At 41.7% G+C, this 23,444-nt stretch carries 18 protein-coding genes, 1 tRNA gene and 1 rRNA gene; 12 read left to right on the plus strand and 8 right to left on the minus strand.

Annotated features, from left to right (window positions below):
* The 3 genes from SKA34_RS19155 to SKA34_RS19165 all read left to right on the plus strand — a co-directional run.
* On the plus strand, nucleotides 1–364 hold a 364-nt coding region (locus SKA34_RS19155), incomplete at its 5' end, for a GNAT family N-acetyltransferase (RefSeq protein WP_006647165.1).
* Nucleotides 365–500: 136 nt separating this feature from the next.
* Entirely contained in the window at nucleotides 501–656 is a 156-nt protein-coding gene (locus SKA34_RS23730; protein ID WP_005371575.1) for a DUF5993 family protein, read from the plus strand.
* A 14-nt stretch (nucleotides 657–670) separates the two neighbouring features.
* Complete coding sequence (locus tag SKA34_RS19165) at nucleotides 671–1,219, plus strand: disulfide bond formation protein B (RefSeq protein WP_006647166.1); 549 nt, start codon at nucleotides 671–673, stop codon at nucleotides 1,217–1,219.
* A gap of 67 nt (nucleotides 1,220–1,286) precedes the next feature.
* Here SKA34_RS19165 and recD read toward each other — a convergent pair whose 3' ends face one another.
* The 4 genes from recD to SKA34_RS19185 form a co-directional block, all read right to left on the minus strand.
* Nucleotides 1,287–3,356 (minus strand): exodeoxyribonuclease V subunit alpha, encoded by a 2,070-nt coding sequence (gene recD / locus SKA34_RS19170; RefSeq protein WP_006647167.1) that lies wholly within the window; start codon nucleotides 3,354–3,356, stop codon nucleotides 1,287–1,289.
* On the minus strand, nucleotides 3,349–6,960 hold the full coding sequence (recB, locus tag SKA34_RS19175) for an exodeoxyribonuclease V subunit beta (protein WP_006647168.1): 3,612 nt from the start codon (nucleotides 6,958–6,960) through the stop codon (nucleotides 3,349–3,351). The genes recD and recB overlap by 8 nt, the downstream gene beginning before the upstream one ends.
* Nucleotides 6,961–7,235: 275 nt before the next feature.
* The gene (gene recC, locus SKA34_RS19180; RefSeq protein ID WP_006647169.1) at nucleotides 7,236–10,697 is read right to left on the minus strand and encodes an exodeoxyribonuclease V subunit gamma; all 3,462 of its coding nucleotides are present in this window, start codon (nucleotides 10,695–10,697) and stop codon (nucleotides 7,236–7,238) included.
* A gap of 201 nt (nucleotides 10,698–10,898) precedes the next feature.
* Nucleotides 10,899–11,891 (minus strand): TDT family transporter, encoded by a 993-nt coding sequence (locus tag SKA34_RS19185; RefSeq protein ID WP_006647170.1) that lies wholly within the window; start codon nucleotides 11,889–11,891, stop codon nucleotides 10,899–10,901.
* 209 nt (nucleotides 11,892–12,100) lie between these two features.
* On the opposite strand from SKA34_RS19185, the gene SKA34_RS19190 reads away from it, so the two are divergent.
* A complete protein-coding gene (locus SKA34_RS19190; protein WP_039860937.1) occupies nucleotides 12,101–12,988 on the plus strand; it encodes a LysR substrate-binding domain-containing protein in 888 nt (295 codons plus the stop codon).
* A 27-nt stretch (nucleotides 12,989–13,015) separates the two neighbouring features.
* Here SKA34_RS19190 and SKA34_RS19195 read toward each other — a convergent pair whose 3' ends face one another.
* Entirely contained in the window at nucleotides 13,016–13,702 is a 687-nt protein-coding gene (locus SKA34_RS19195) for a DNA-3-methyladenine glycosylase I (protein ID WP_006647172.1), read from the minus strand.
* Between the two features lie 82 nt (nucleotides 13,703–13,784).
* On the opposite strand from SKA34_RS19195, the gene SKA34_RS19200 reads away from it, so the two are divergent.
* Complete coding sequence (locus SKA34_RS19200) at nucleotides 13,785–14,090, plus strand: YebG family protein (RefSeq protein WP_006647173.1); 306 nt, start codon at nucleotides 13,785–13,787, stop codon at nucleotides 14,088–14,090.
* Between the two features lie 335 nt (nucleotides 14,091–14,425).
* Nucleotides 14,426–15,457, plus strand: a complete 1,032-nt coding sequence (dapD, locus tag SKA34_RS19205; RefSeq protein WP_006647174.1) for a 2,3,4,5-tetrahydropyridine-2,6-dicarboxylate N-succinyltransferase — start codon at nucleotides 14,426–14,428, stop codon at nucleotides 15,455–15,457.
* 77 nt (nucleotides 15,458–15,534) lie between these two features.
* Here the strand turns inward: dapD and SKA34_RS19210 are convergent, their stop codons facing one another.
* Nucleotides 15,535–15,873, minus strand: coding sequence for a hypothetical protein (locus SKA34_RS19210; RefSeq protein ID WP_006647175.1), 339 nt, complete (start codon nucleotides 15,871–15,873; stop codon nucleotides 15,535–15,537).
* A 392-nt stretch (nucleotides 15,874–16,265) separates the two neighbouring features.
* Here SKA34_RS19210 and SKA34_RS19220 point away from each other — a divergent pair.
* The 6 genes from SKA34_RS19220 (at nucleotide 16,266) to SKA34_RS19245 (ending at nucleotide 21,954) form a co-directional block, all read left to right on the plus strand.
* Nucleotides 16,266–17,443 (plus strand): IS3 family transposase gene (locus SKA34_RS19220; protein WP_086004105.1). Its coding sequence is split into 2 segments (ribosomal slippage): nucleotides 16,266–16,524 and nucleotides 16,524–17,443, totalling 1,179 coding nucleotides; the frame shifts between segments, so codons are not numbered across the junction.
* Between the two features lie 75 nt (nucleotides 17,444–17,518).
* A complete protein-coding gene (locus SKA34_RS19225) occupies nucleotides 17,519–17,806 on the plus strand; it encodes a hypothetical protein (RefSeq protein WP_006647176.1) in 288 nt (95 codons plus the stop codon).
* A 10-nt stretch (nucleotides 17,807–17,816) separates the two neighbouring features.
* Entirely contained in the window at nucleotides 17,817–18,761 is a 945-nt protein-coding gene (glsA, locus tag SKA34_RS19230; protein WP_006647177.1) for a glutaminase A, read from the plus strand.
* 15 nt (nucleotides 18,762–18,776) lie between these two features.
* On the plus strand, nucleotides 18,777–20,177 hold the full coding sequence (locus SKA34_RS19235; RefSeq protein WP_006647178.1) for a glutamate decarboxylase: 1,401 nt from the start codon (nucleotides 18,777–18,779) through the stop codon (nucleotides 20,175–20,177).
* Nucleotides 20,178–20,323: 146 nt separating this feature from the next.
* On the plus strand, nucleotides 20,324–20,938 hold the full coding sequence (locus SKA34_RS19240) for a trimeric intracellular cation channel family protein (protein WP_006647179.1): 615 nt from the start codon (nucleotides 20,324–20,326) through the stop codon (nucleotides 20,936–20,938).
* A 488-nt stretch (nucleotides 20,939–21,426) separates the two neighbouring features.
* On the plus strand, nucleotides 21,427–21,954 hold the full coding sequence (locus SKA34_RS19245; RefSeq protein WP_006647180.1) for a glycine zipper 2TM domain-containing protein: 528 nt from the start codon (nucleotides 21,427–21,429) through the stop codon (nucleotides 21,952–21,954).
* 509 nt (nucleotides 21,955–22,463) lie between these two features.
* Here SKA34_RS19245 and SKA34_RS19250 read toward each other — a convergent pair.
* Both SKA34_RS19250 and rrf read right to left on the minus strand, forming a co-directional pair.
* Nucleotides 22,464–22,540 (minus strand) — tRNA-Asp (locus tag SKA34_RS19250).
* A gap of 65 nt (nucleotides 22,541–22,605) precedes the next feature.
* Nucleotides 22,606–22,721, minus strand: a 5S ribosomal RNA gene (gene rrf / locus SKA34_RS19255).
* Between the last annotated feature and the right edge of the window lie 723 nt (nucleotides 22,722–23,444).

The raw sequence follows: 23,444 nt of genomic DNA on the forward strand, positions 1-23,444 counted from the left end.
GCGACGTTCCCGAGAGCAACTAGAGCAAGAAATTACTCAATTTACGATTGTTGAGCGTGACAATTTAATTATTGGCTGTGCTGCACTTTACCCCTTTCCTGAAGAGAAAATGGCTGAAATGGCTTGTGTGGCTATTCATTCTGACTTTAGGGATGATAACCGCGGTGTATTACTGCTCAATGAGTTATGCCAACAAGCACACCAACAAAACCTCGAACACTTATTTGTATTAACCACTCAAAGCTTACACTGGTTCCGCGAACAGGGCTTTTCTGAATGTGATGTAGATAGACTGCCAATGGCAAAAAAAGCACTCTATAATTATCAAAGAAGATCAAAGATCCTCATTACAAGAGTAAAATAATTGACACAAAACTAACAAAAGGCTGTCTTAAGGGCGTAAAATTGTCTGTGTAGAGTTATTTTATTAAAAACATGCTCAACTAAGATAACGATACAAACATTATAAAAACACAAATTACTTTAGGTTAAATCAGCTTATGATGAGTTTAATATTTCTATTACTTTTGATTGCAATGGTTAGCGCTTTCATTGGTAAAAAAAACGTAGGATATGCATTTTTTGCTGCATCCGTAATTATTGGCTTGTACTGGTTTCATCACCATGCAACTGATTCACTATCGATTTTATTATAGAGGGGGAATGATTAATGAATAATAAACATGTAACCCTTCTTAATAGCTTGGGTCTATTAGGTATTACTTTTGTATTATTAATGGGCTCAGTATTACAAGTCGCTTGGAATGAATTACCTTGTCCACTGTGTTTATTGCAGCGTCTTGGTTTTGTTATGGTAATGTTCGGCTTTATGCTTAATGTCGTTTATGGCACTCAGCAACGCCATTATGGTGTGATTTTAGTCGGTGCATTATTTGGCGCAGCGACAGCGCTTCGCCAAGTATCGCTACACGTTATCCCTGGCACACCAGGTTTTGGTAGTCCAATCCTTGGTATGCACTACTACACATGGGCATTTGTGATCTTTGCTATGGCTATCGCCGGAGTTGCACTACTTCTCCTGCTTTGGAATAAAGAATGGACGAGCGAAAATTATCAAATGAACAAATTTGGTAAGTTTGTTTGTATTCTAGCGATTGTTGCCGTTCTAATTAATGTTATTTCTACATTCATTGAATGTGGTCCTTACCAATGTCCAGATAACCCTGTTAGTTACTGGTTATTAGACATGTTTAAGTAACATCTTAAATAGCGACCAAGAAAAAACGCCAGCACAAATGCTGGCGTTTTTATTAATAAATACTGTTCTAAACTAATAACTCAGATAAGCCACTTGCACGCTCAGTTCTCACTTGTACACTACGACGAATAACGTCTGGTTGAGCGTAAAGATACAACCTCGCTTTTGCACGTGTAATACCAGTATAAATCAACTCTCGAGTTAAGATCGGTGTAAAGTCATTCGGCAACACCATTACGGTATCAGCAAATTCAGATCCTTGTGATTTATGGATAGTCATCGCATACACCACTTCATGCTCTGGAATTCGACTAGGTAAAAAACCACGGTTCGTACCATCAGGCATCTCAAAATAGACCTTCAAACGACACACACCATCGACGGCATCCGTTTCGGGCTCTAACATAGTGATACCGATATCACCGTTATATAAACCAACTGCGTGATCATTTCGGGTGATCATAATTGGGCGACCTTGATACCAGGTATCGTCCCCTGGGTTAATTTTACCGCGGTGAGTTAACTCTTTTTCTATCCGGTAGTTTAACCCTACAACACCAAAATCACCTTCGCGCAATGCACATAACAAGCGCACATTCGCAAACGCATCTAGCACCAATTTAGGCTCGCGTTGTTCGGCAATCGCATCTAAATAATCAAAGTAGAAAGTCGTCACCTGATTAATCATCGATTGATAGCTTTCAGAAGATAATGCGTAATGATGAATATCTTTAAACCCTTGCTGCCAGACTTTTTCCACCAACGCAGGACGACCGCTGTTAATTGCTTTAGCTAACTGACCAATACCAGATTGAGCGTGGAAACGGTAACTCTTTTGTAGCATGCATAAACAATCGGACACCAAACTTAAATCGAGTGAGGTGCTATGGAGATCATAGCCCGTCAACTGGCTAAGTACTTGCCCTTGCGATCCACTATAACCTTGATGAGAAAATGAGCAGATATCACCGAGCACAGCACCCGCTTCAACCGATGCCAACTGATCTCTATCCCCTAATAAAATAAGTTTCGCGCCAGCAGACATCGCATCGAGTAGTCGTGCCATCATAGGTAAATCAACCATTGAGGCTTCATCAACCACTAACACATCAAGGTGTAAGGGATTATCTTTATGATGACGAAATTCAACGCGTCCCGGAATTGCTCCTAATAAACGGTGGATCGTACTTGATTGAGTCGGAATACGCTCTTTTATTGATGCCTCAACGGGCAATGATTTCACTGCAGAACTAATTGATTCTGTTAAACGTGCCGCCGCCTTACCTGTCGGTGCCACCAGCATAATATTAGGTATATGCTCATCACCCGCTTGCATCACTAATGCCGCAAGTAATTTAGCGACTGTGGTTGTTTTACCGGTACCAGGCCCGCCGGAGATCACCGCAAACTGACGTGTCAATGCAACTGCTGCTGCCACTTTCTGCCAATTTAAGCAGGCATCAAGTGGGATCACCCCATCTAATTGAGACAGATCTTTTTGCGATGTCGCATTTACTAAAATATGCTCGACCTTCGCCCAATCAAATTGCTTCGGTTTCACCACATCAAGCATGTCACACACTAATCTCTGGCGTGAATCAGCTGTTGTCGCTGTTGATAAGGCTTCATACAAGTAACCGTAAGTAACAGGAAATAAATCATCTAATGCCTGATGCATAACGTTTAGATCAGTCGTGCTAAATCTCACATCCTCTGCTCCTGCATTGTTTGCCATCTTGAGGATTTTATTGGCAACAGTTTGTTCAAATTGCCAATAACGACTGAGGTACAAACGCCCATGTTCAATAACTAAAGGTGTTGCTTGTATCTTGCCTGTTTGCACGGTCGATACCACCGCAAAATGGCTTAATAACTCTCCCCATTGTGAAGGCTCAGGCACGCCTTCTAACAGCTCGAACCCAATACGTGATGGCAAACCAAATAAACGCTGAGGCGAAAGTGTATCTAGCACGACGCAAACATGCCCTTTACCTAATTCATTACTGGCAAGGGCTGCCACAAGTGCTGCTAAATCAGCTTGATCTGCAGGACTATGATGCGCGACAAATTTTGCGAACTGATAATCAAGCTGACGCAACACACCTTGTTTGGTTAACGCTTGAAGTCGTTTAAGCATGAGGTAATGCTCCATCAATTAATAAATCCAGTTCTTCTAACAATGCTTGCGATGGTTTCGCATGGAAAATCCCACTGTCACTACCAGCTTGAATGCCACGTAGGAACAAGTAATACACACCACCGAAATGAGTCTCATAGTCGTAGTTTGGAATACGGCTACGCAAGAAACGTTGCAGCGCCAAGGCATAGATTTGATACTGCAAGTCATAGCGGTGATCGCGCATCGCTTCAACCAACTGCTCACCACGATACACCTGTGGATCATCACCGAGATAATTTGATTTCCAGTCTAATACGTAATATTTACCCTGATGTTCAAACACCAAGTCAATAAAACCTTTAAGCATACCGCTGACCGTACTAAAGCCAAGCTCGCCAGCTTTAGCGGAAATAGAATCATGCTTAACAATGACTTTATTGAGTAGTGGTGATTGCAACATTTCAATCGGTATTAAAAACTCCATCTCCGTTAAACGTTGTTGTGGTATTTTTTCTGCCAATCGCAATTGTTCGCCATCTAATGGACAGTGCAAAACATCGTTAATTAATTGTTGTAATACAGTTAGCCAGGCTAACTCGTAATGTTCAAGTTGCAATAACTCCGTCAGTTTAGCGACAGTTTCTGGGCTATCGACAGGACGAGTAAACTCGATTTCTTCAAACACTGTATGTAAAAATGTCCCCGGACGCGCACCGCGAGGGAAAGTGTAAATAGAGTATTCAGGCTCTAATTCCACCTCCGTTTCACTATTTTCTGGCGTTTCTTTCTGCACAGAATCGATATCAAATCCAGGAAGATCTAAACTGCTATCATGATGTGCTTGATGACCTTGTTTCACCAAGTTGGAATAACTGGTCATCCACCAATTACGTTCAATTTGACGCTCAAATTCACGACGATTCAACGCATCAGTTTGCTCATTTTGTCCTGCCCACTTATCGACAGGTAATACTGGAGGTTCAGCAATAGTGATCGTCGGTTGCGCTTCAGATAACTTAGCAAGTGCTAATTCTAATGCAGCAACACCACACTCTTCACCATTTTGAATTAAATACCCCATTGCTGATTTATGTAATCCGGTCGGCTCTTTGCTACTGCGACCATTACGTACTGGTGCCATCCCCACAAAACAGCTATAGACAGCACGAGTTAACGCTACATAAATTAAACGTAAATCTTCTGCGAGGCGTTCTTTATCAGCTTTAGAAATAGAATCAGCGTGCTTGGTAATATCTAAAACCGTCACGTTGTCGTCTTCATCGTGATATTTCACTTCGCCTTTACTATCGACTTCGCGATAGCTACAAACAAACGGCATAAAGACTAAATCGTATTCCAACCCTTTGGATTTGTGGATGGTAACAATTTGCACCAAATTACGTTCGGATTCTAAACGCAGAATTTGCTCATCAGAATTACCGTTTGGCTCAGCTACATTTTCAGCCAGCCAACGTAATAGCGCATAATCACTGTCTAAGGTTTGACTCGCTTCTTGCAGTAATTCACCAATGTGAAGTAAATCAGTTAAACGACGCTCGCCGCCTTCTTCCACCAATAAACGCTCAGCAATATTGTTTTTCGCCATCACGCTTCGTAGCATAGGCATCACACCACGCTTGAGCCATTGTTGACGGTATTGCTTAAAGCTATTTACTGCAACTTCCCACTCATTCTCATCATTATTAAGCGTATCGAGCTCTATTGCGGTTAAAGAAAACAACCCTGACGCCAATGCGGCACGCAATGCGCGATCGTCATCAGGAGTTAGCACCGCTTGTAATAATCGCTGTACATCAGCCGCTTCTGCAGTGGAAAAAACGCTGTCACGATTAGATAAATACACACTGGCAATCCCTTGTTTTGCCAGTGCTTCACGCACCAACTTACCTTCTCGCCCTGTACGTACTAACACCGCAATATCACCCGCTTGCACTGGGTGTTGAGCTTCTTTATCTAAAAAGTAGCCTTGTCCTTGTTGTGACTGCTCTAAAATATGCTGAATTTGTGCCGCTGTCGCCGTTGCCATTGTCGATTCATAATCGCCCTTGGTAATAGGCTTACCATCGAGGCTATCTTGCAACCAGAACGTGATCGCGGGTTGCTGTTCGTCGTTTAGCCACCAGCTACGATCTGGTGCTTTCGGACTATGACCAACAGGATCAAACGTAATATCTTGATCATAAATAAACGGGCTATTAGGGGTATCAAAGACACTATTTACCGACGCAATCATATCTGCCGTTGAACGCCAGTTTGTACCTAATGTGTAATGATCTTGAACCTGACGACGGGCTTGAATATAGGTAAAAATATCTGCCCCACGAAACGCATAAATCGCCTGCTTAGGATCACCGATCATAAACAATCCGCACTCAGGGTGATCGTTATACACCGAACTGAAGATACCGTATTGCAAGGGGTCGGTATCTTGGAATTCATCGATCATCGCAACTGGATATTGGCTGCGGATCTTACTTGCCAATAGATCATCTTGATCGTTATCGATCGCAGCACCTAACTGCGTTAAGAGATCATCAAACGATAACCATCCTTTATGGGCTTTTGCTTGCGCCAGTAAAATACGACAGTGTTCAATCGCGTGCGCTAATAAGGGATCGCGCAATGTCGCTGGGTTATCAAGTAAATCTGCAACCTCGATAAATACCGAATGCTGTGGTGCTTCACCTTTCGGGGTTTTGGTGATCAATTCCTGTTGGTGAAACTTCTCTAATTTATCCGGTAAATCATAATTCTCAGTCGGTTGATTTGCCCATTCATTCACTTGAGCGAGCCACGTTGGTAGGCTCTTTTTGGTATAGCTGCGCTTATTCACGTCAGAATTAGCAATTACCGCTTCTAAATCAGCGAAGTGCTGTTTCCATAATGCTTTAAATTCATTAATGCGTTCGATATTTTGCTGATGTAACTGCTCTAGACTTGCCGTCATAGCCGCTACAGAAAGTTTAACGGGAGCGCCTGTTAAACTATTGCCAATATCTTTTAATAGCGCATGCGGCGATGACCATAAATCACGGATCTGACAAGCAAGCGCTCGTGGTAACTGATAGAAATGACTGCGCCAGTAATCCGCTACCACCAAGTTCTTCAATTGGCTTTCATCTGTGACAAATTCATTGTTGAAACGACAGCCTGATTCAAACGCGTTTTGAGTCAACATTCGCTGACAAAAACCATGGATGGTATACACAGACGCTTCATCCATTCTTCTTTCTGCGTCTTTTAAAACTCGAGCAGCATATTTGTGATCATGAATATCATTTAATAAAGCACTAATAGTATCTTTAAATGGACCTACACTTTCTCCTCTTGAAAAAGAAACATACGCATCCCTAATACCTTTTCTTATACGATCTCTTAACTCTGCCGTTGCAGCTTCAGTAAAAGTAACAACTAATATTTGATCCACATCTAATGGTTTAAGATGAGCACAATCATCATTGCCATGCCCCAATAACAGGCGAAGATATAAGCTAACAATAGTGAAGGTTTTACCCGTACCGGCAGAGGCTTCAATTAAACGTGTACCATGCAATGGAAAGGCCATTGGCTGCAAAATATTGGTTTGCGTTTGTACCGTCATGATTTTACTTGTCCCATATCGTAAAACTCGATCACTCCAATGATCCCTTGAGCTTCAAGGTGATCTTGCTCACATCACTACTGTGATCAAACACTTATAAGCGAATATTGAGCGATCAAATCTTGTTATATTCTAATATTGTGAGAACTTACTCACGGTTTGTATTACAGCGGTTGGTTAGTATCAGCGCCAGAAACTTGGTCACCTCTGGACCGGTGGCCGTACAGCAAGCACCCTACAACTAATAATGATTTGCTGGCGGCCACACTACTCCCTTATTCCGGCTTTACTTCTTCACTATTTAATACCGCAGCCTGTAGTACTTTCAGTGCCAACACATAACTATTCTGTGCAAGTTCATCATTCCAATCTGTCCATACCCGATTGATGTATTCATCCGCACCTTCACCTGCAAAGAAGTAGCCATCGTTAAAACAATCTGCCATTTTGCTGTAGGCTTTCTCGATGGTTTGTTCATCATCTTTCCAGTTACCTTGCCTATCTACACACGCTTGAATACCTGCGTGTGCCGTTTTCGGAAAATACGCTAAAGGTTGATTTAAACCTTGGTAATATAATTCGATAAGCTCTTGTAAATAACCTTGTGCTTTACTCGCTTCGATCGCATCAATGACAAGATGTTTATCGGTACCAATAATATGTGTTTTCTGATTCAATTCTGGCTGGCTAATCGCTAAACATAAGTGATCGCACCACGCCGCTAGTAAATCAACGGCGCGCACTTTACCACTACGAAAACGCATTAAGCCGGATTGATAGCGCTGTTTCAGCCAACCTTGAAGTAATACAGCATGACCATTAATCGTTAGTGTTATTGCCACTTCTTGATCATCTAATGGCGCATGAATTAATGGCTCAATCTGGTTCACTAACTCACGTACCGCTAGACGACTGGCATCTAAATCAATATCACCAAATGCTGCAACAGGTAACTTGCCCGCTGCTTTTTGCTCTTGGGCGAAATGACTAAATATCTGATCCGGATCTTTATTGGTCATTTGAGCATCAAGCAATAATACTAAGAGCTCGTCTTTAACGTGATAACTTTCAAGATGATTTAGCACAAACGGTTCATCATCTTCCAATAATCCCATTGGCGGCTCAAAGTAGACTTTCAAACGACGGTTAAAGAAATAGCGCACAGGTAAGCGCCAGAAACGCTGCAACTCAGCAAGCTCTAATACTTGTTGTTGATCATCGGCAATCGGCTCTGGAGGGAGTTCACCTAATTGGAAAGGTTGGCTCGCTTGCCCTTCACGAGCAGCAGCGGGTAGCCATTCCACGGCATAACTGCCTTTCTCGCCAGTAAATGCACTCGGACTAAACGGCACTAAAGGATGGTGCTCAATCAATTTTCGTTTAATGTTTTCTGCTGATTGATCGACAGGGAGAGACTCATCCCCCCCTAAGCAATAACCTTGCTGACAATATTCCACCAGCTCACTGACCAGCACAGACGCAATTTTTTCTGCGTTGTCTTGAATTGAGCGACCCACATAGCTGATATATAAGGTTTCTTGCGCTGATAATAATGCTTCAAGGAAAAGGTAACGATCATCATCACGACGAGAACGATCACCCGCTTTTGTGCGACCATTCATTAAATCAAACCCTTCAGGAGCAATATTTCGAGGGTAAGCGCCATCATTCATGCCAAGCAAGCACACCACATCAAAGGGGATAGAACGCATTGGCATTAAGGTACAAAAATTCACTTGTCCAGCAAGGAAGCGTTGGCTTACTCGCTCACCCGATAACTTATCGCGTAAATATTGAGTTAGCACTGCTGGTGTGATCTCACCTTTATAACCCGCATCATCGAGTTGTTCGTGCAAGCGGTGTAAGTTATCGCGAATAGATTTAAGAACCAGTTCACCTTCCAATTCCACGGCGAAAAAATCATCCAGCATTTGGTTAAGTGTATCCGCCCACTCTGTCACCAAATGTGGCTGTGCTAACACTTCACGGTAACTAATTAAGCAATCAATAAAGCCAGCTAACTGCCCAGCTAACTCCGCATCAATACCCTGTACTTGATCGTAAGCAGAAATGCCTTCAAACAAACCAGTATTATGGGGCATAGCATAACCTAACAGCATGCGCTGAATACCAAACAGCCAAGTGTTTTGCATCTGCTCAGGAAGATTAAATTGGCTAGATGTATGCTGATCTAAACCCCAGCGAACTCCCGCTTCTTCGATCCACTGTTTTACTTTCTCAAAGCTTTGGCTATCAAAACCAAACTTATTCATCACCGCTGGCACTTCTAATAGCTCTAACAGTTCTGAAGCATGACAGCGACTATCAGGCAAAGTTAACAGGCGTAAAAACGCCAACAAGATCGGGTTTTCTTGCTCTGCGGTTCGGTCAGAAATGGAGAATGGGATATAACGATTGCCCGGCGCATTACCAAATACCGCTTGGATGGCAGGACTGTAGACATTGATGTCTGCCACCATCACAATCACATCGCGTGGTTTCAGATTAGGGCTTGCTTCAAACATCGCTAACAGCTTGTCGTGAAGCACTTCAACTTCACGCATTGGGCTATGACATGCATGAATAGAGAGCGATTGATCATCAGAGATAATCGGAAACTTATGCTCACTGGAATCTAATTGGGTATCATCTTGGCGATCAACCAAGTTTAAGATATCTGCTTGAATGGCATGTAATAAGGTATCTGATTCAATATCAACGAAACCTGCATCCACTTCATTAACTTGCATCTCTGATAACAAATACATGTTATCGCGACCAAGCTTACCCATAGAGGCTAATAAGCTATTGCCCACCATGCCGTTTTGCATTTCATCATCATAGTGGCTTTCATCGTTGTCTTTTAGTACTTCAATCGTGGCATCAATATCTTGTTGTTCTTCGATGTTATGAAGTTTGACCCGCTTACTGGCAGCTAATCGTGCAAGGTGTTTACGATCGCGAATATCTCCCCAGTAATAACGACAAGGGTTAGTAAACATTAAATGCACATCAATATGCTCACCAATAGCAGCAAGTGCATCTAGATAACGTGGGGGTAATGATGAGATACCAAACACAAACAAACGCTGCGGTAAACCTGCTGCAATTAATGCTTCTTTACCTTGTGATGCGTTGTAGTTTTGTAGCGTTTCAATAAAGTGTTCGTACAAGTTGGCACGATGATAAGGCGATTGCCCAAGTGCCAAGGTTTGATCATACAGTGCTTGCCATAAAATAGGCTGCCAAGGATGCTCATCTTCTAATTCAACGACCGTTTCCCCCGCTTCCCATTGTTGGATCCACTCAGGGCGATACACTAGATATTGGTCAAAAATATCGGCAATTTTTTCCGCTAATTGATAGCACTTTAAATTGTCGTCATCACCGTCTAAATAACGCTGTAGTGCTTCAAACTCCGGTTGCTCAAACTGTGCTGGTAGCACTTGCATTAACTTCCACTTCATCGCTTCTTTGTTAAATGCACTGCGCTCTGGCACATCAGCGAGGACCTGCGTAAACATCTTCCAAATAAAGGTCGCTGGCAGTGGAAAATCAATATTAGCAGCCACACCTAATGACTTTGCTAGCTCCATTTTTAACCATTGCGACATCCCTGGGCTTTGTACCAGAATCTGTTCTTTTTCAAATGGATTGGCTAATGGCTGTAGCTTAATAAGTTCCACTAACAAAGATTTAAGCAAGTCGAGTTGATTTGAATGGTAGACGGTAAACACTAAGGTATCTCACAGCAGGTGATGAATAACTAAATTGTCTACCATGAATTGAACACTGTAAATACATACAGGCAGAAATATTAACAATATCGTCTTAGACCTAAAACAAAAAAGCCCGATCTTTCGATCGGGCAACACACAAAACATCAGTGATCGTACAGGCAAATAACCTTAACTCATCTGCCCGTATTACCATCGCTATCAAACATTTTGTGGACAGTGTTCACTGTTATTCTTAAAAAGTCCGAATGGACGATAAAATGCTAAATAACGAATTGCTACATAGCCAATAATAATACTTCCGACATAAAGCTCAAAAGTTGCTAAACCGTGTACTTGCGCCACATCGTGAGCATCAAAGCCGTAGTTTTTCATCCATGTAGCTGTTTTAAATAGTGCTGTTGCACCAATAGCCATTGGGAACGTAAAAGCTGCGTAACCTGGGCTGAAATCTAAGCGTAATAAACGGAAGAAAGCGAGGTAAATTACCGCTGTCATCAATACTGCAATCCCTGCTAGTAATGCAACCACTACTGGTGATGGGTTCGCAGTTACTGTTAAGTAACCCGCTAATGATAGACTTGCTGGTGCAGCCATAATTGCAATAGTAGGCTTTGCAGCATCTGGCACTTCATCACGGAACATAAAACGGTAAATCATCATTGGTAGCATGACTGCGTATGACAACATACCAAAGATTAATAATACATTTGCTAATGGATGTAGCTCTGCAATACCAGGGAACGACACATCAGCCACAATAATACCGATTGGTGGTACAAACCAACTAGGTACCATGTGGTGAAGATGAAAATCACAAGCACGATGGTATAAGAATAATGCTAAGAAAATAACATGTAGCGCGACTGCAAATAACCAAAGGTAAGCACCTGCTTGCGCGGATACATATAAGCCAATCGCTTTTGATACCACCATTAATGCCATCGCAAACGTTGGTACAACACTACCAACAACATGGTGAGATAAATCACTCCATAATAATTTTGGATGCCATATAAATTTTGCAACTAAAACGAGTAGCATCAATGCCGCAATAACTGCACCTGTTATTTGTGCATAACCATGAAGTGTCGCACCATTCTCCCAGCTCCATAAAATACTACCAATACCCAGTGCTAAACCTGCCATTGGTGTTGGTGCACCAGCTACTTTTCTTTTCGTCGTCTTAATCATGTTCTCTCTCCGCCTTTACCTGATAGCTCTTAGCGAATTGTCTGTTTCTTTTGATGTAACTAAGTATATCCAGCTTGATTGTTTTATAATATCTGAATATATTTAACTATATGTTAAGTTAAACTTAACTAAAATTTTAGAGGCGAGATTTTACCGTCGTTGATGATAAATAACGACCTTGCACAATGAGTTTTCAACAAAGGGCAGTTATGAACATTGCACTAAAACAACTAAAAGTTTTTGTTACTGTTGCACAAGAACGCACGATTACAGCAGCGGCTGAAAAATTATTTCTCTCTAAACCGGCTGTCAGCATGGCGCTGTCAGAGCTTGAAAAGCAGCTTGATCACAAATTATTTGACCGTAATAACAATCGGTTATTAATTAATGAACAAGGTAAAAGGTTACTGCCGTTGGCTGATGAATTACTGGCTCGCTCTAATACTATTGAAAAATTATTTGATCAAGCAGACAGTATTGCTGGAGAGTTGAAAATCGGTTCAAGTGATACTGTAGGCAATCAGCTAACACCTTTTTTACTCCGAGATTTTAGAGCGCACACCCAACATCGTCACCAGAAACTATTTATTTCTAATACTGCACAGGTGTGCCAAAAACTCAGTGAATTTGAATTAGATGTCGGTTTTGTCGAGGGTAAAGTTCAACATCCTGATCTTATTGTTCAACCATGGCTTGAAGACCAAATGGTTGTCGCTTGTCACCCCGAACACCCATTAATAAAGATAAAAGATCTTCGTCTTGCTGATTTAGAAGATTCAGAATGGGTTCTGCGTGAGTCAGGATCAGGTACACGCGAGTTTTTCTTAAATCGTCTAGCGCCACGCTTAGAGCACTGGACACCAGCTTTTGAGCTAAATACCACAGAAGCGATCATTAATAGTGTTTCTGCAGGACTTGGGATTACCTGTATTTCGCAACGTGCGGCATTACATGCAGTTGAAGAAAAACGCATTGTATTACTACCCATGCCATTAGATATGCGCCGCCAATACTGGCTGATTTTCCATAAAGAAAAGTACCAAAGCCCATTGCTAGAATCCTTTATTCAATTTAGCCAGCAATGGACATTTGATTAATCGTCATACTCGTCTTAAAGAAGTCTGTTAAACACGATTATCACCCACACTGTAAGCAATGATTTGGCTGATCTCAGTATGTGATCGGCCTGATTCTTGTTGCCAATCATTAAACGCATGTTGCGCATTTCGCCATGATTTTAATGTGTCTCGCCCACCATCAACAATACCGGTTTGACGCAAATAACTTTCCACATCTTTGGTGAATAAGAAACTATCTTTGCCCATCGCTCGTAAGCTATAAGCCCCCGTTTTACCGCCTAAACGTTTACCGTGTTTTTTTAAATATAACCACAAGCCAACAATATCTTGTTCTGGCCATTCGGCAACCATATTGGCAAATGAACCATGCTCGACTGCTGCTCGATGGATCATATTGGCGTTTTCAGGGATCGTCATTACCTTCTTTAAGTCACGAATGATCTGAGGATCTTGGGCTTTACGCTCCCACATCTCCTCAGGCATTAAGCCCATTTTTTCGATATTAAAACCAAAAAATATCTCTTCAAACCCCGGCCATTTATTACGTACAACTTGCCAGCGAATACCACACTGGAAGATTTTCTGGGTGAAACACGCAAGCCAACGATCATCAGTGATCGTTTTCAATTCATTGCAACTAAATGGTATTGATAGTCGCTGTTCTAATGCGACATCCCCCCCTTTTCTTTCTGCTGCTCTGATGTAAATTTGGTCAAATTTTTCTCTAGTCATCACATTAACACGCTTAGCACTGGACGAAGCTAGTATGCTACTGTATAAACAGCCAGTAAATCAATTTCGGGAGAGGATGACCATGGCTGTTATCGTCAAATATGTAGTTGAGCGCAACGGAGAAGAAAAGATGACTTTCACCTCTAAATCCGAAGCCGACGCATACGACAAAATGCTAGATATGGCTGACGAGATGTTTACTTTACTTAGCGAAAGTGAGCTTTTCGAAGATGAAGCCAAGCAAGAAGAACTATCTATGTTCTTAGCGCAAAAGCGTGAAGAAGTATTAATTGCGTTAGGCGCGAAAAAAGCAAAACCAGCAGCAAAAAAGAAGGTAGCAAAACCTGAAGTTGTTGCTGATACCCAAGATCAAGAAGACGCAGCATAATTTTTAAATTATCCGTTCGCTGTTGAAAGCCTCCTCACTGGAGGTTTTTTTATAACTTAGCAGTAAGAACTTTACCCTATAAAAAATAGTCTCTAGTAATTTTTCCATCCTTAATGGTTATTCCCTCCTTTTAAACCCATATTTACGTAAAAAAAACATCATTTTTCTCTGATTTTTATTTCGGCTCTTCTATATCTTACCAAGTGTCTTTATGATGGTTTTATTAACCGTGAGTTATCTGCTCGTTGCAAATAATCTTTCGGGCTTATCTTGATGTGCCACCTTATTTTAGGTGTTTTGAACATCGCAATTTTTGTAATGGAGAACAGGTAACCATGTCTAGCTTTTCACTTGCCCTAGGTACAGCCACTAAAAACCGTGATGGAAAAATCATTGAAGCGTTTTTCCCAACCCCAACGCTACATCCATCAGAACAACTAGTAAAAGATATTGCAGCTATTGTTGATTACCGTGGCAACAACCAAGCTATCGAAGTGACTCCAGAGCAATGTGCGGCTATCGCTTCTGCATTTGAAGATGCTGACGATGAAGTAAGTGCACAGTTTGCAGCAAAAGCAACACTATCCTCTCAGCCACTTGTTATGGTGATGCTAAAAACAGATATTTCTCCATCGTCTGTTGCTGAAGGTTTCTTAAAGCTGCAACTTATCTCACACCGTTTAGTCAAACCTCATGGTGTAGTACTTGACGGTATCTTCGGCTTACTACACAACATCGCATGGACAAACAAAGGTCCAATTGATCTTCCAGAGCTTGCTGATCGTCAAATGGAAGCCCGTTTAAACGGTGAAACGATTACTGTCGATTGTGTTGATAAGTTTCCTAAAATGGTGGACTACGTGGTACCAACAGGTGTACGTATTGCAGATACATCTCGTGTTCGTCTTGGCGCACACGTGGGTGAAGGCACGACAGTTATGCACGAAGGTTTCATCAACTTTAACGCCGGAACTACTGGTGTAAGTATGGTTGAAGGCCGTATTTCTGCTGGTGTTGTTGTGGGTGATGGCTCTGATATCGGTGGTGGTGCATCTATCATGGGTACTCTTTCTGGCGGTGGTAAAGTAGTGGTTTCTATCGGTGAAAACAGCCTACTAGGTGCCAATGCTGGTCTTGGTTTCCCTATGGGTGATCGTTGTACTATCGAATCAGGTCTATATGTAACTGCTGGCTCTAAAGTACAAATGCTTGATGCTAACGGTAAGCCTGTAGAAGTGGTTAAAGCACGCGATCTTGCTGGTAAACCTGATCTACTGTTCCGTCGTAACTCTATGACTGGCCAAATCGAATGTTTAACAAACAAAACTGCGATTGAGCTAAACAGTGAATTACACAGTAATAACTAATTTTATTATCAGTAGATAATTGATAACAAAAAGCGGCTCACTATTTTGGTGAGCCGCTTTTTTATAAAGACTAATATTTATTTTTCTAGTTTAGTGTCATCTACTTTCTTTTTAATAATATAAATAAACGGATTATTAAAAGAAAACTTACTACCTTGAGTCGTTAATCGACGATCTTTCATTGCCGCTAGTACTTCTTTCTGCGCTTTAATTAAGGCAAAAAATCGCAGCATGATAAAACCTATAAGTACCGGTAAAAATATTGAACCAGCCTCATTAGATTTCAAAATAAAACTAATAGCTAACCAGCCCGCAATCATTGCTAATAACAAATAAAAAGGGGCGGTCTTCAATTCTATGCGTATTTCAGAGTCCGTTTCACTGCGTTGAAAAAAGAATTTCACTATATTATCCATCCATTAAGTCCTTAAACTTAGAATCTCATAGACCGATTAATGCTATCAAGTAAATTTATTTACTTCATTTCTAAAAACCGCTCATTTAATTCAGGTAAGTATAAAAAACCTCCACATCTACTCTCTTTATTCATTTAAACAATATTAATATTTGCAACTTAAAGTATGTTTTTTAGGAATATTAAATGCAAATATTTGATGCTACTTTTCTCACCATTAGGTAACACCTGTCTCCATATAATATTTCTTAGAGTGTTATACGCCTACAAGGACACCTAACACACGTATGTTCAATATATAAATTTTAAAGTAGGTTGTTATGTAGTGGCATAGTGAATTTGGTCACTTAGTTAGAGGTGATATCATCACTTCATACGTTAACAGGTGACACTATGACAAATCGTACAAGACGACTATTCAGCGCAGAATTCAAGCTCGAGGCTTCACAGTTAGTGATTGATCAAAATTACTCAGTGGCAGAAGCCGCCCAAGCCATGAATGTGGGTAAATCCACGATGGATAAATGGGTTCGTCAGCTTAAACAAGAACGACAAGGCAAAACGCCAAAAGCTTCGCCTATGACCCCTGAGCAAATAGAAATTCGGGAATTAAAAAAGAAGTTAGCTCGTCTTGAAGAGCATAATGAAATATTAAAAAAAGCCACGGCTCTGTTGATGTCGGACTCACTGAACAATTCTTGATGATCAAGAAACTCAAGCAGAGCTATAGCGTAAAAACATTATGCGAAGTCTTCAATGTTCATCGAAGTAGTTATAACTATTGGCTAAAGCGTCCAACAGCGATTAGGGCGGAAACAGTCAAACTTCGCAGCTTAGTTAGTGAGGCCCACGCAGCAAGCAACGCCTCTGCGGGAGCGAGGACTATTGCAGATATAGTCACAAATCAGGGTTTAAAACTGAGCCGATACCGAGCAACAAAACTCATGAGAGAGCTTGGTTTAGTCAGTTGCCAACAGCCAAAGCATCGATACAGAAAGGCTTCTCAAGAACATGTTGAGGTTCCAAATCACTTGGGCCGACAGTTTGCTGTTACCGCCCCAAATGAAGTTTGGGTTGGTGATGTTACGTATATTTGGACAGGAAATCGCTGGATGTATTTAGCGGTTGTTATTGATCTTTTTGCCCGCAAAGTGATTGGTTGGTCGATGTCTTTATCACCTGATTCCAGTCTGACAGGCAAAGCTCTTTCAATGGCTTATGAGTCGCGTGGTAAGCCGAAAGGCGTCATGTTCCACAGCGATCAAGGTAGCCACTATACAAGTCGAAAGTACCGTCAATTACTGTGGCGTTTTAAGATAAAACAGAGTTTATCTCGCCGAGGAAATTGCTGGGATAATGCACCAATGGAGCGTTTCTTTAGAAGCTTAAAGACCGAATGGGTGCCAACAGTGGGTTATCGTAGTTTTGCTGAAGCTCAACAAGAGATCATCCGCTACATTATCGGGTATTACTGTCAACTCAGGCCGCATCAATATAATGGCGGCCTAACTCCCAACGAATCAGAACGATTATATTGGGAAAACTCTAAAACCGTGGCCAATTTTAGTTGACCACTACACATTCACTTACGTTATAGCCAACCAAACCGCCCTCGTGCATTCAAAATCCCTGGTGGTAATGGTGGTATGTGGTTTGTTAGTGGCGTAGGTTTTGTTGGCTCTTTAACTGCCTTCATCTTCTCATTCATTCCACCCGGTCAGATCTCTGTCGGTAGCCCTCAAGAATACGTAGGTATCTTAGTTGTGCTAACCATCATCTTTGTATCTGTTCCGTTATTTATCTACAAAGCCCGCAAACCTCACTGGAAAGATCCAGCGGTTACAGACTTTGCGCCATTCACTTGGGAAATTGAAAACGTTCATCCAGGTGTAATTAACCCATCAGACAAAATTACTCACACATTGAATCAGTAAGGAAATGAATATGTCGTGTTGTAAAAAAGATGTCGCTGCCGTTATGCAACAAGCGTTTGATTTGCATAAAGACAACAAAGATGGCGCTAATGCTTCTTACATCCCATTCCTAGCATCGGTTCCATCAGATTTATGTGGATTGGCTTTCGTCTCTGTCACAGGCGAAATCGTCAAAATCCAAGATGTTGACTACAAATATGCCATTGAATCTATCTCAAAGATCATGACATTAGGGCTAGCACTAGAACAATCAGGTGCAGATGCAATTCACAGTAAAGTCGGTGCTGAACCAACAGGCTTACCGTTTAACTCAGTGATGGCGCTTGAACTCCATAACGGTAAACCACTGACACCTCTTGTAAATGCAGGTGCTATGGCGACGGTAAGCCTAATTGAAGCTGATGATAAAGAACAACGCTGGCAAAAAATTCTCGCGTTTCAATCAGCGCTAGCTGGGACAAACATTGAGTTTTCAGAGGATGTAAATCAGTCAGAGCAAACAACCAACGCCCATAACCGTGCAATTGCTTTGTTACTAGAATCATCAAACCGTATCTACTCTGATCCACTTGAAGCGTGTGATGTTTACACCCGTCAGTGTTCGACGCTATTCAATACTGTTGAATTGGCAACAGTAGGTGCCACTTATGCTAATGGCGGTAAAAACCCAATTTCAGGACAACAGCTTGTTAGCCCTGAAAATGCCTCTCATATCTTAGCTGAAATGATGATTGAAGGGCTTTACGACACATCGGGCGACTGGGCTTATGATGTCGGTTTACCAGGAAAAAGTGGTGTTGGTGGTGGTTTAGTTACCATCATTCCAAACGTAGGTGCACTCGCTTCATTCTCACCTCGTATCGACCAGTTTGGTAATAGCGTACGCGGACAATTAATGATCAAATATGTCGCTCAAACTATGAGCTGGAACTTGTTTAACAGTAAGCAACACTAAGGTAGGAAGAAAATTATGGCTCTTCATGAAGTAACACGTAAAATTGGTAATGATCCAATCTATGGTTCAGATACTATTCATAACGTTGCGGCAACTACCAAGCTACCACAGCAAGAACAAGCACCTAACGTGATCTATCAAATGATCCGTGACGAACTTTATCTGGATGGTAACGCACGTCAAAACCTTGCAACCTTCTGCCAAACATGGGAAGAAGATGAAGTGCATAAATTAATGGATCTATCCATTGATAAGAACATGATTGATAAAGATGAATACCCTCAGTCTGCTGAAATAGAAGGTCGCTGTGTTCATATTTTAGCGGATTTATGGAATTCACCAGAATCAGTAACTACCGTTGGTACTTCAACCACAGGTTCAAGTGAAGCATGCATGTTAGGTGGTTTGGCAGCCCTATGGCGCTGGCGTGAAAAGCGTCGTGCTCTTGGTCAACCAACCGATAAACCAAACATGGTTTGTGGCCCAGTCCAAGTTTGTTGGGAAAAATTTGCCCGCTACTGGGACATTGAAATGCGTGAAACAAAAATGGCTGATGGTCATTACTGTATGACGCCAGAAGACATGTTAGAACTTGTCGATGCAAACACTATCATGGTGGTACCGACTTTCGGTCAAACTTTCACTGGTTTATACGAAACAGTAAAACCGTTATCTGATGCACTAGATACTTATGAGCATGACACTGGTAACGCTATCGATATCCACGTTGACGGCGCAAGCGGCGCAATGTTAGCACCATTTTGTGCAACAGAAATTGATCCTTGGGACTTCCGTTTAGAGCGTGTTAAATCAATCAGTACTTCAGGCCATAAATTCGGTCTAGCGCCTTTAGGCTGCGGCTGGGTTGTATGGCGTAGTAAAGAAGATTTACCTGATGGCTTAGTATTCCATGTTAACTACTTAGGTGGTGACATGCCGACTTTCGCCTTAAATTTCTCTCGCCCAGCAGGACAAATCATTGCGCAATACTACAACTTCCTACGCTTAGGTTATGAAGGTTACAAACGTATTCATGATGCAAGTTACGATGTATGCGAATACCTCGTCAAAGAGTTAAACAAATTTAATCTGTTTGAATTCTTGTTTGACGGTAACCGTGAAAAAGGTATTCCAGCAATTTCATGGCGCTTAAAAAATAATGCTGACGTTTCATTTAGCTTATATGATTTAGCGGATCGTCTACGTACTCGTGGCTGGTTAGTACCTGCTTATAGCTTGCCTGCAAATGCACAGGATATTGTGGTACAACGTATCTTAGTTAAACAAGGTCTAACGATTGATTTAGCTAATCTATTGATTGAAGACTTTAAACGTTCAATGGACTTTCTAAATACACATGCACAAGCTAAATGCACTGCTGAAGATGTAAAAACCTTTGATCACAGTGGTCGATAATCGAACACGATAAATACTTCAAGGCCGGTCTATACCGGCCTTTTATTTTTGAAAACACTAAGCTCATTATTACCCTATTTCAATACCTTACCCTCATGCTACGATTCCAACCGACTTTCATTGCTTGGTAATCGTATAGGTTCATCATGTTCATTCATTCCATTGAAATTATTTGTATTATTGCTTTTGCAATAAGTGCCGTGATCAGTGAGTCCAATAAAGGTAAAGACATCGTTAGCATCATGGTAATTGGATGGGTAACAGCACTCGGAGGCGGAACAGTTAGGGATGTTATATTATCCACAAACCAGGTATTTTGGATAAGAGATCCATCCTATTTTTGGACGGCATTACTCAGCTCTTTCATTGGTTTTTTCCTTGCTCCACATTTACGACAAGAAAAAGTCGAACGTCTCATTGTGACTCTGGATGCGATTGGTATTTCAATGTTCTCCGTGCTGGTAACTAAATCGCTTACCGCACAACACTACGCACCATACGTTGCGATCACCATGGGAATGATAACAGCCGTCTTTGGTGGCGTATTACGTGATATTCTCACCAACCGTCCTACCATGTTTAACAATACGGAATTTTATGCCAGCCCAGTTATTATCGGCTGTTACTTATATATTCTCCAAACTGAGCATCACATAAACCCAGATATTGCGACCTTAAGCAGTATTATCTTTATTATTGTTTTACGAATGTACATTGTAATAAAGAAAAAAACATTTCCCGATTTTTTATTGCTTAAATAATTCATTTTCTAGTGATGTACTTGCCGTACATCGCTTGCCCAGCAAGGCAAAGAGCAGTCCAATGACAGGTGTAATAAGGAAAGACTAAACCTAAACTAAGCTGCCCTATACTTACAATTAATATCACGAGAAATAAAACATTCCAATTTATCTCAAATAACACCTTTAACTTGCTCGGCAAAAGAGATCTCTGTTGAATTATTCACTTCAAGAAGCCCACTCAATGATGATAATAATTAACCGAGCTATTTTAGTCCTCAATTTAAGTGATTTATATTTAGTTAATCAATTTAAGTTTCTTATTTTCGCCCTTTATTAAAAGATAAAACCAGTCTTTCACCCCACCAATCTTTCATCCATATGGTAAATCAACAACATCAAATGCATTCAATATTTTACTATTAGCTTACATTTAAATTACAAAGCTCTGTCATTAAAGAGGAACTAATCAGGAGAATAGTATTCAGAAAATTACGGAGAGATATATAATGAAAAAAAATATGATTATGGGTCTAAGTGCACTGGTTGCTATTTCAAGCTTATCGTTAACAGGGTGTAATGAGAAATCTCACGCTAGCGAACCTACAGAAGCAACGATTTTATCAGTAGAAGCAGTCACTAAAACAGTAACCACACCACACCAAGTCTGTGAGCAAGTTGCTGTAACCCATAAAGTCGCTCCTAAAGACGAAAATAAAGTATTAGGTACCATTGCAGGTGCTGTTGCTGGCGGTGTGCTTGGACACCAAGTTGGTGGTGGTAATGGTAAGAAAGTCGCAACAGTAGCGGGTGCAGTAGCCGGTGGTGTTGCTGGTAACATGGCTCAAGGTAAATACCAAGAAGGTCATACCACAACAGCAATGGAAAAGCGTTGTCATACTGAAAATAGTAAATCAGAACAAACTATTGGCTATGATGTAACTTATAAACTAGGTGATGACAAAGATACTATCCGTATGGAGCATAAACCAACTGGTGATACGCTAGCGGTTAAAAACGGTAAAGTTGTTATCTAATCTAAAGTCACAATAAGATTATTCTAAGCCCTGCTAGTAATAGCAGGGCTTTTTTATTTAATAATGGTGGTGTGGGGGACTTGCCATCACGAACATCAGCGCACACCTGAATGGCTGGCTGCAAAGCTCCCTAATAAAAGTCTAACCCACTGAATTACAACGCTATCATTACCATTTTCTACAGACGAAAAAGCCTCGTTACGACTAGCAAGGCTTCTTAATCACCGAGCTTGCGCTCAAGCGGAACTCAAGCCGAAGGCTCATGAGAGTCCATATTCAATATTACAGACAAAAAAAGCCCCGCTATGACTAGCAAGGCTTCTTAATAAGTGGCGGAGTGGCCAGGCTTGCGCTCAAGTGAGACTAGAACCCTCGCCCCCGGTCTGAAGACTGCTAAGCTCTCCAATAAAGAGGCTAACCAACTGAACTACCAACTCACTCAAATAAATTTAACTCATTTATTTAAAATATCAAAAAGCCCCAGTCTTTCGACTAGGGCTTAATATAAGTGGCGGAGCGGACGGGACTCGAACCCGCGACCCCCGGCGTGACAGGCCGGTATTCTAACCAACTGAACTACCGCTCCACACGGAGATAAAACTTTCGTTTTATCCGATATCCGTAGTTCAAAACGAATATCTTAAATTTAAAGCCTGGCGATGTCCTACTCTCACATGGGGAGACCCCACACTACCATCGGCGCTATTACGTTTCACTACTGAGTTCGGCATGGGATCAGGTGGGTCCATAACGCTATGGTCGCCAAGCAAATTTGGTTTATTTATTGTCATCGACAATAAATAGCAATCTGGGAAAATCTAACTAGTTGTTCTCTACACGTTCAAGTGTACTTGGAGTCCGCTTTTCTCTTTACAAGATAAAAACCCCTTGGGTGTTGTATGGTTAAGCCTCACGGGCAATTAGTATCAGTTAGCTCAATGCCTCGCAGCACTTACACACCTGACCTATCAACGTTGTAGTCTTCAACAACCCTTTAGAGACCTTAAAGGTCTAGGGATGACTCATCTTGAGGCTCGCTTCCCGCTTAGATGCTTTCAGCGGTTATCGATTCCGAACTTAGCTACCGGGCAATGCGTCTGGCGACACAACCCGAACACCAGCGGTTTGTCCACTCCGGTCCTCTCGTACTAGGAGCAGCCCCTCTCAATCATCCAACGCCCACGGCAGATAGGGACCGAACTGTCTCACGACGTTCTAAACCCAGCTCGCGTACCACTTTAAATGGCGAACAGCCATACCCTTGGGACCGACTTCAGCCCCAGGATGTGATGAGCCGACATCGAGGTGCCAAACACCGCCGTCGATATGAACTCTTGGGCGGTATCAGCCTGTTATCCCCGGAGTACCTTTTATCCGTTGAGCGATGGCCCTTCCATTCAGAACCACCGGATCACTATGACCTGCTTTCGCACCTGCTCGAATTGTCATTCTCGCAGTCAAGCGGGCTTATGCCATTGCACTAACCTCAC

The organism is Photobacterium sp. SKA34 (genome assembly GCF_000153325.1).
Taxonomy (GTDB): Bacteria; Pseudomonadota; Gammaproteobacteria; order Enterobacterales; family Vibrionaceae; genus Photobacterium.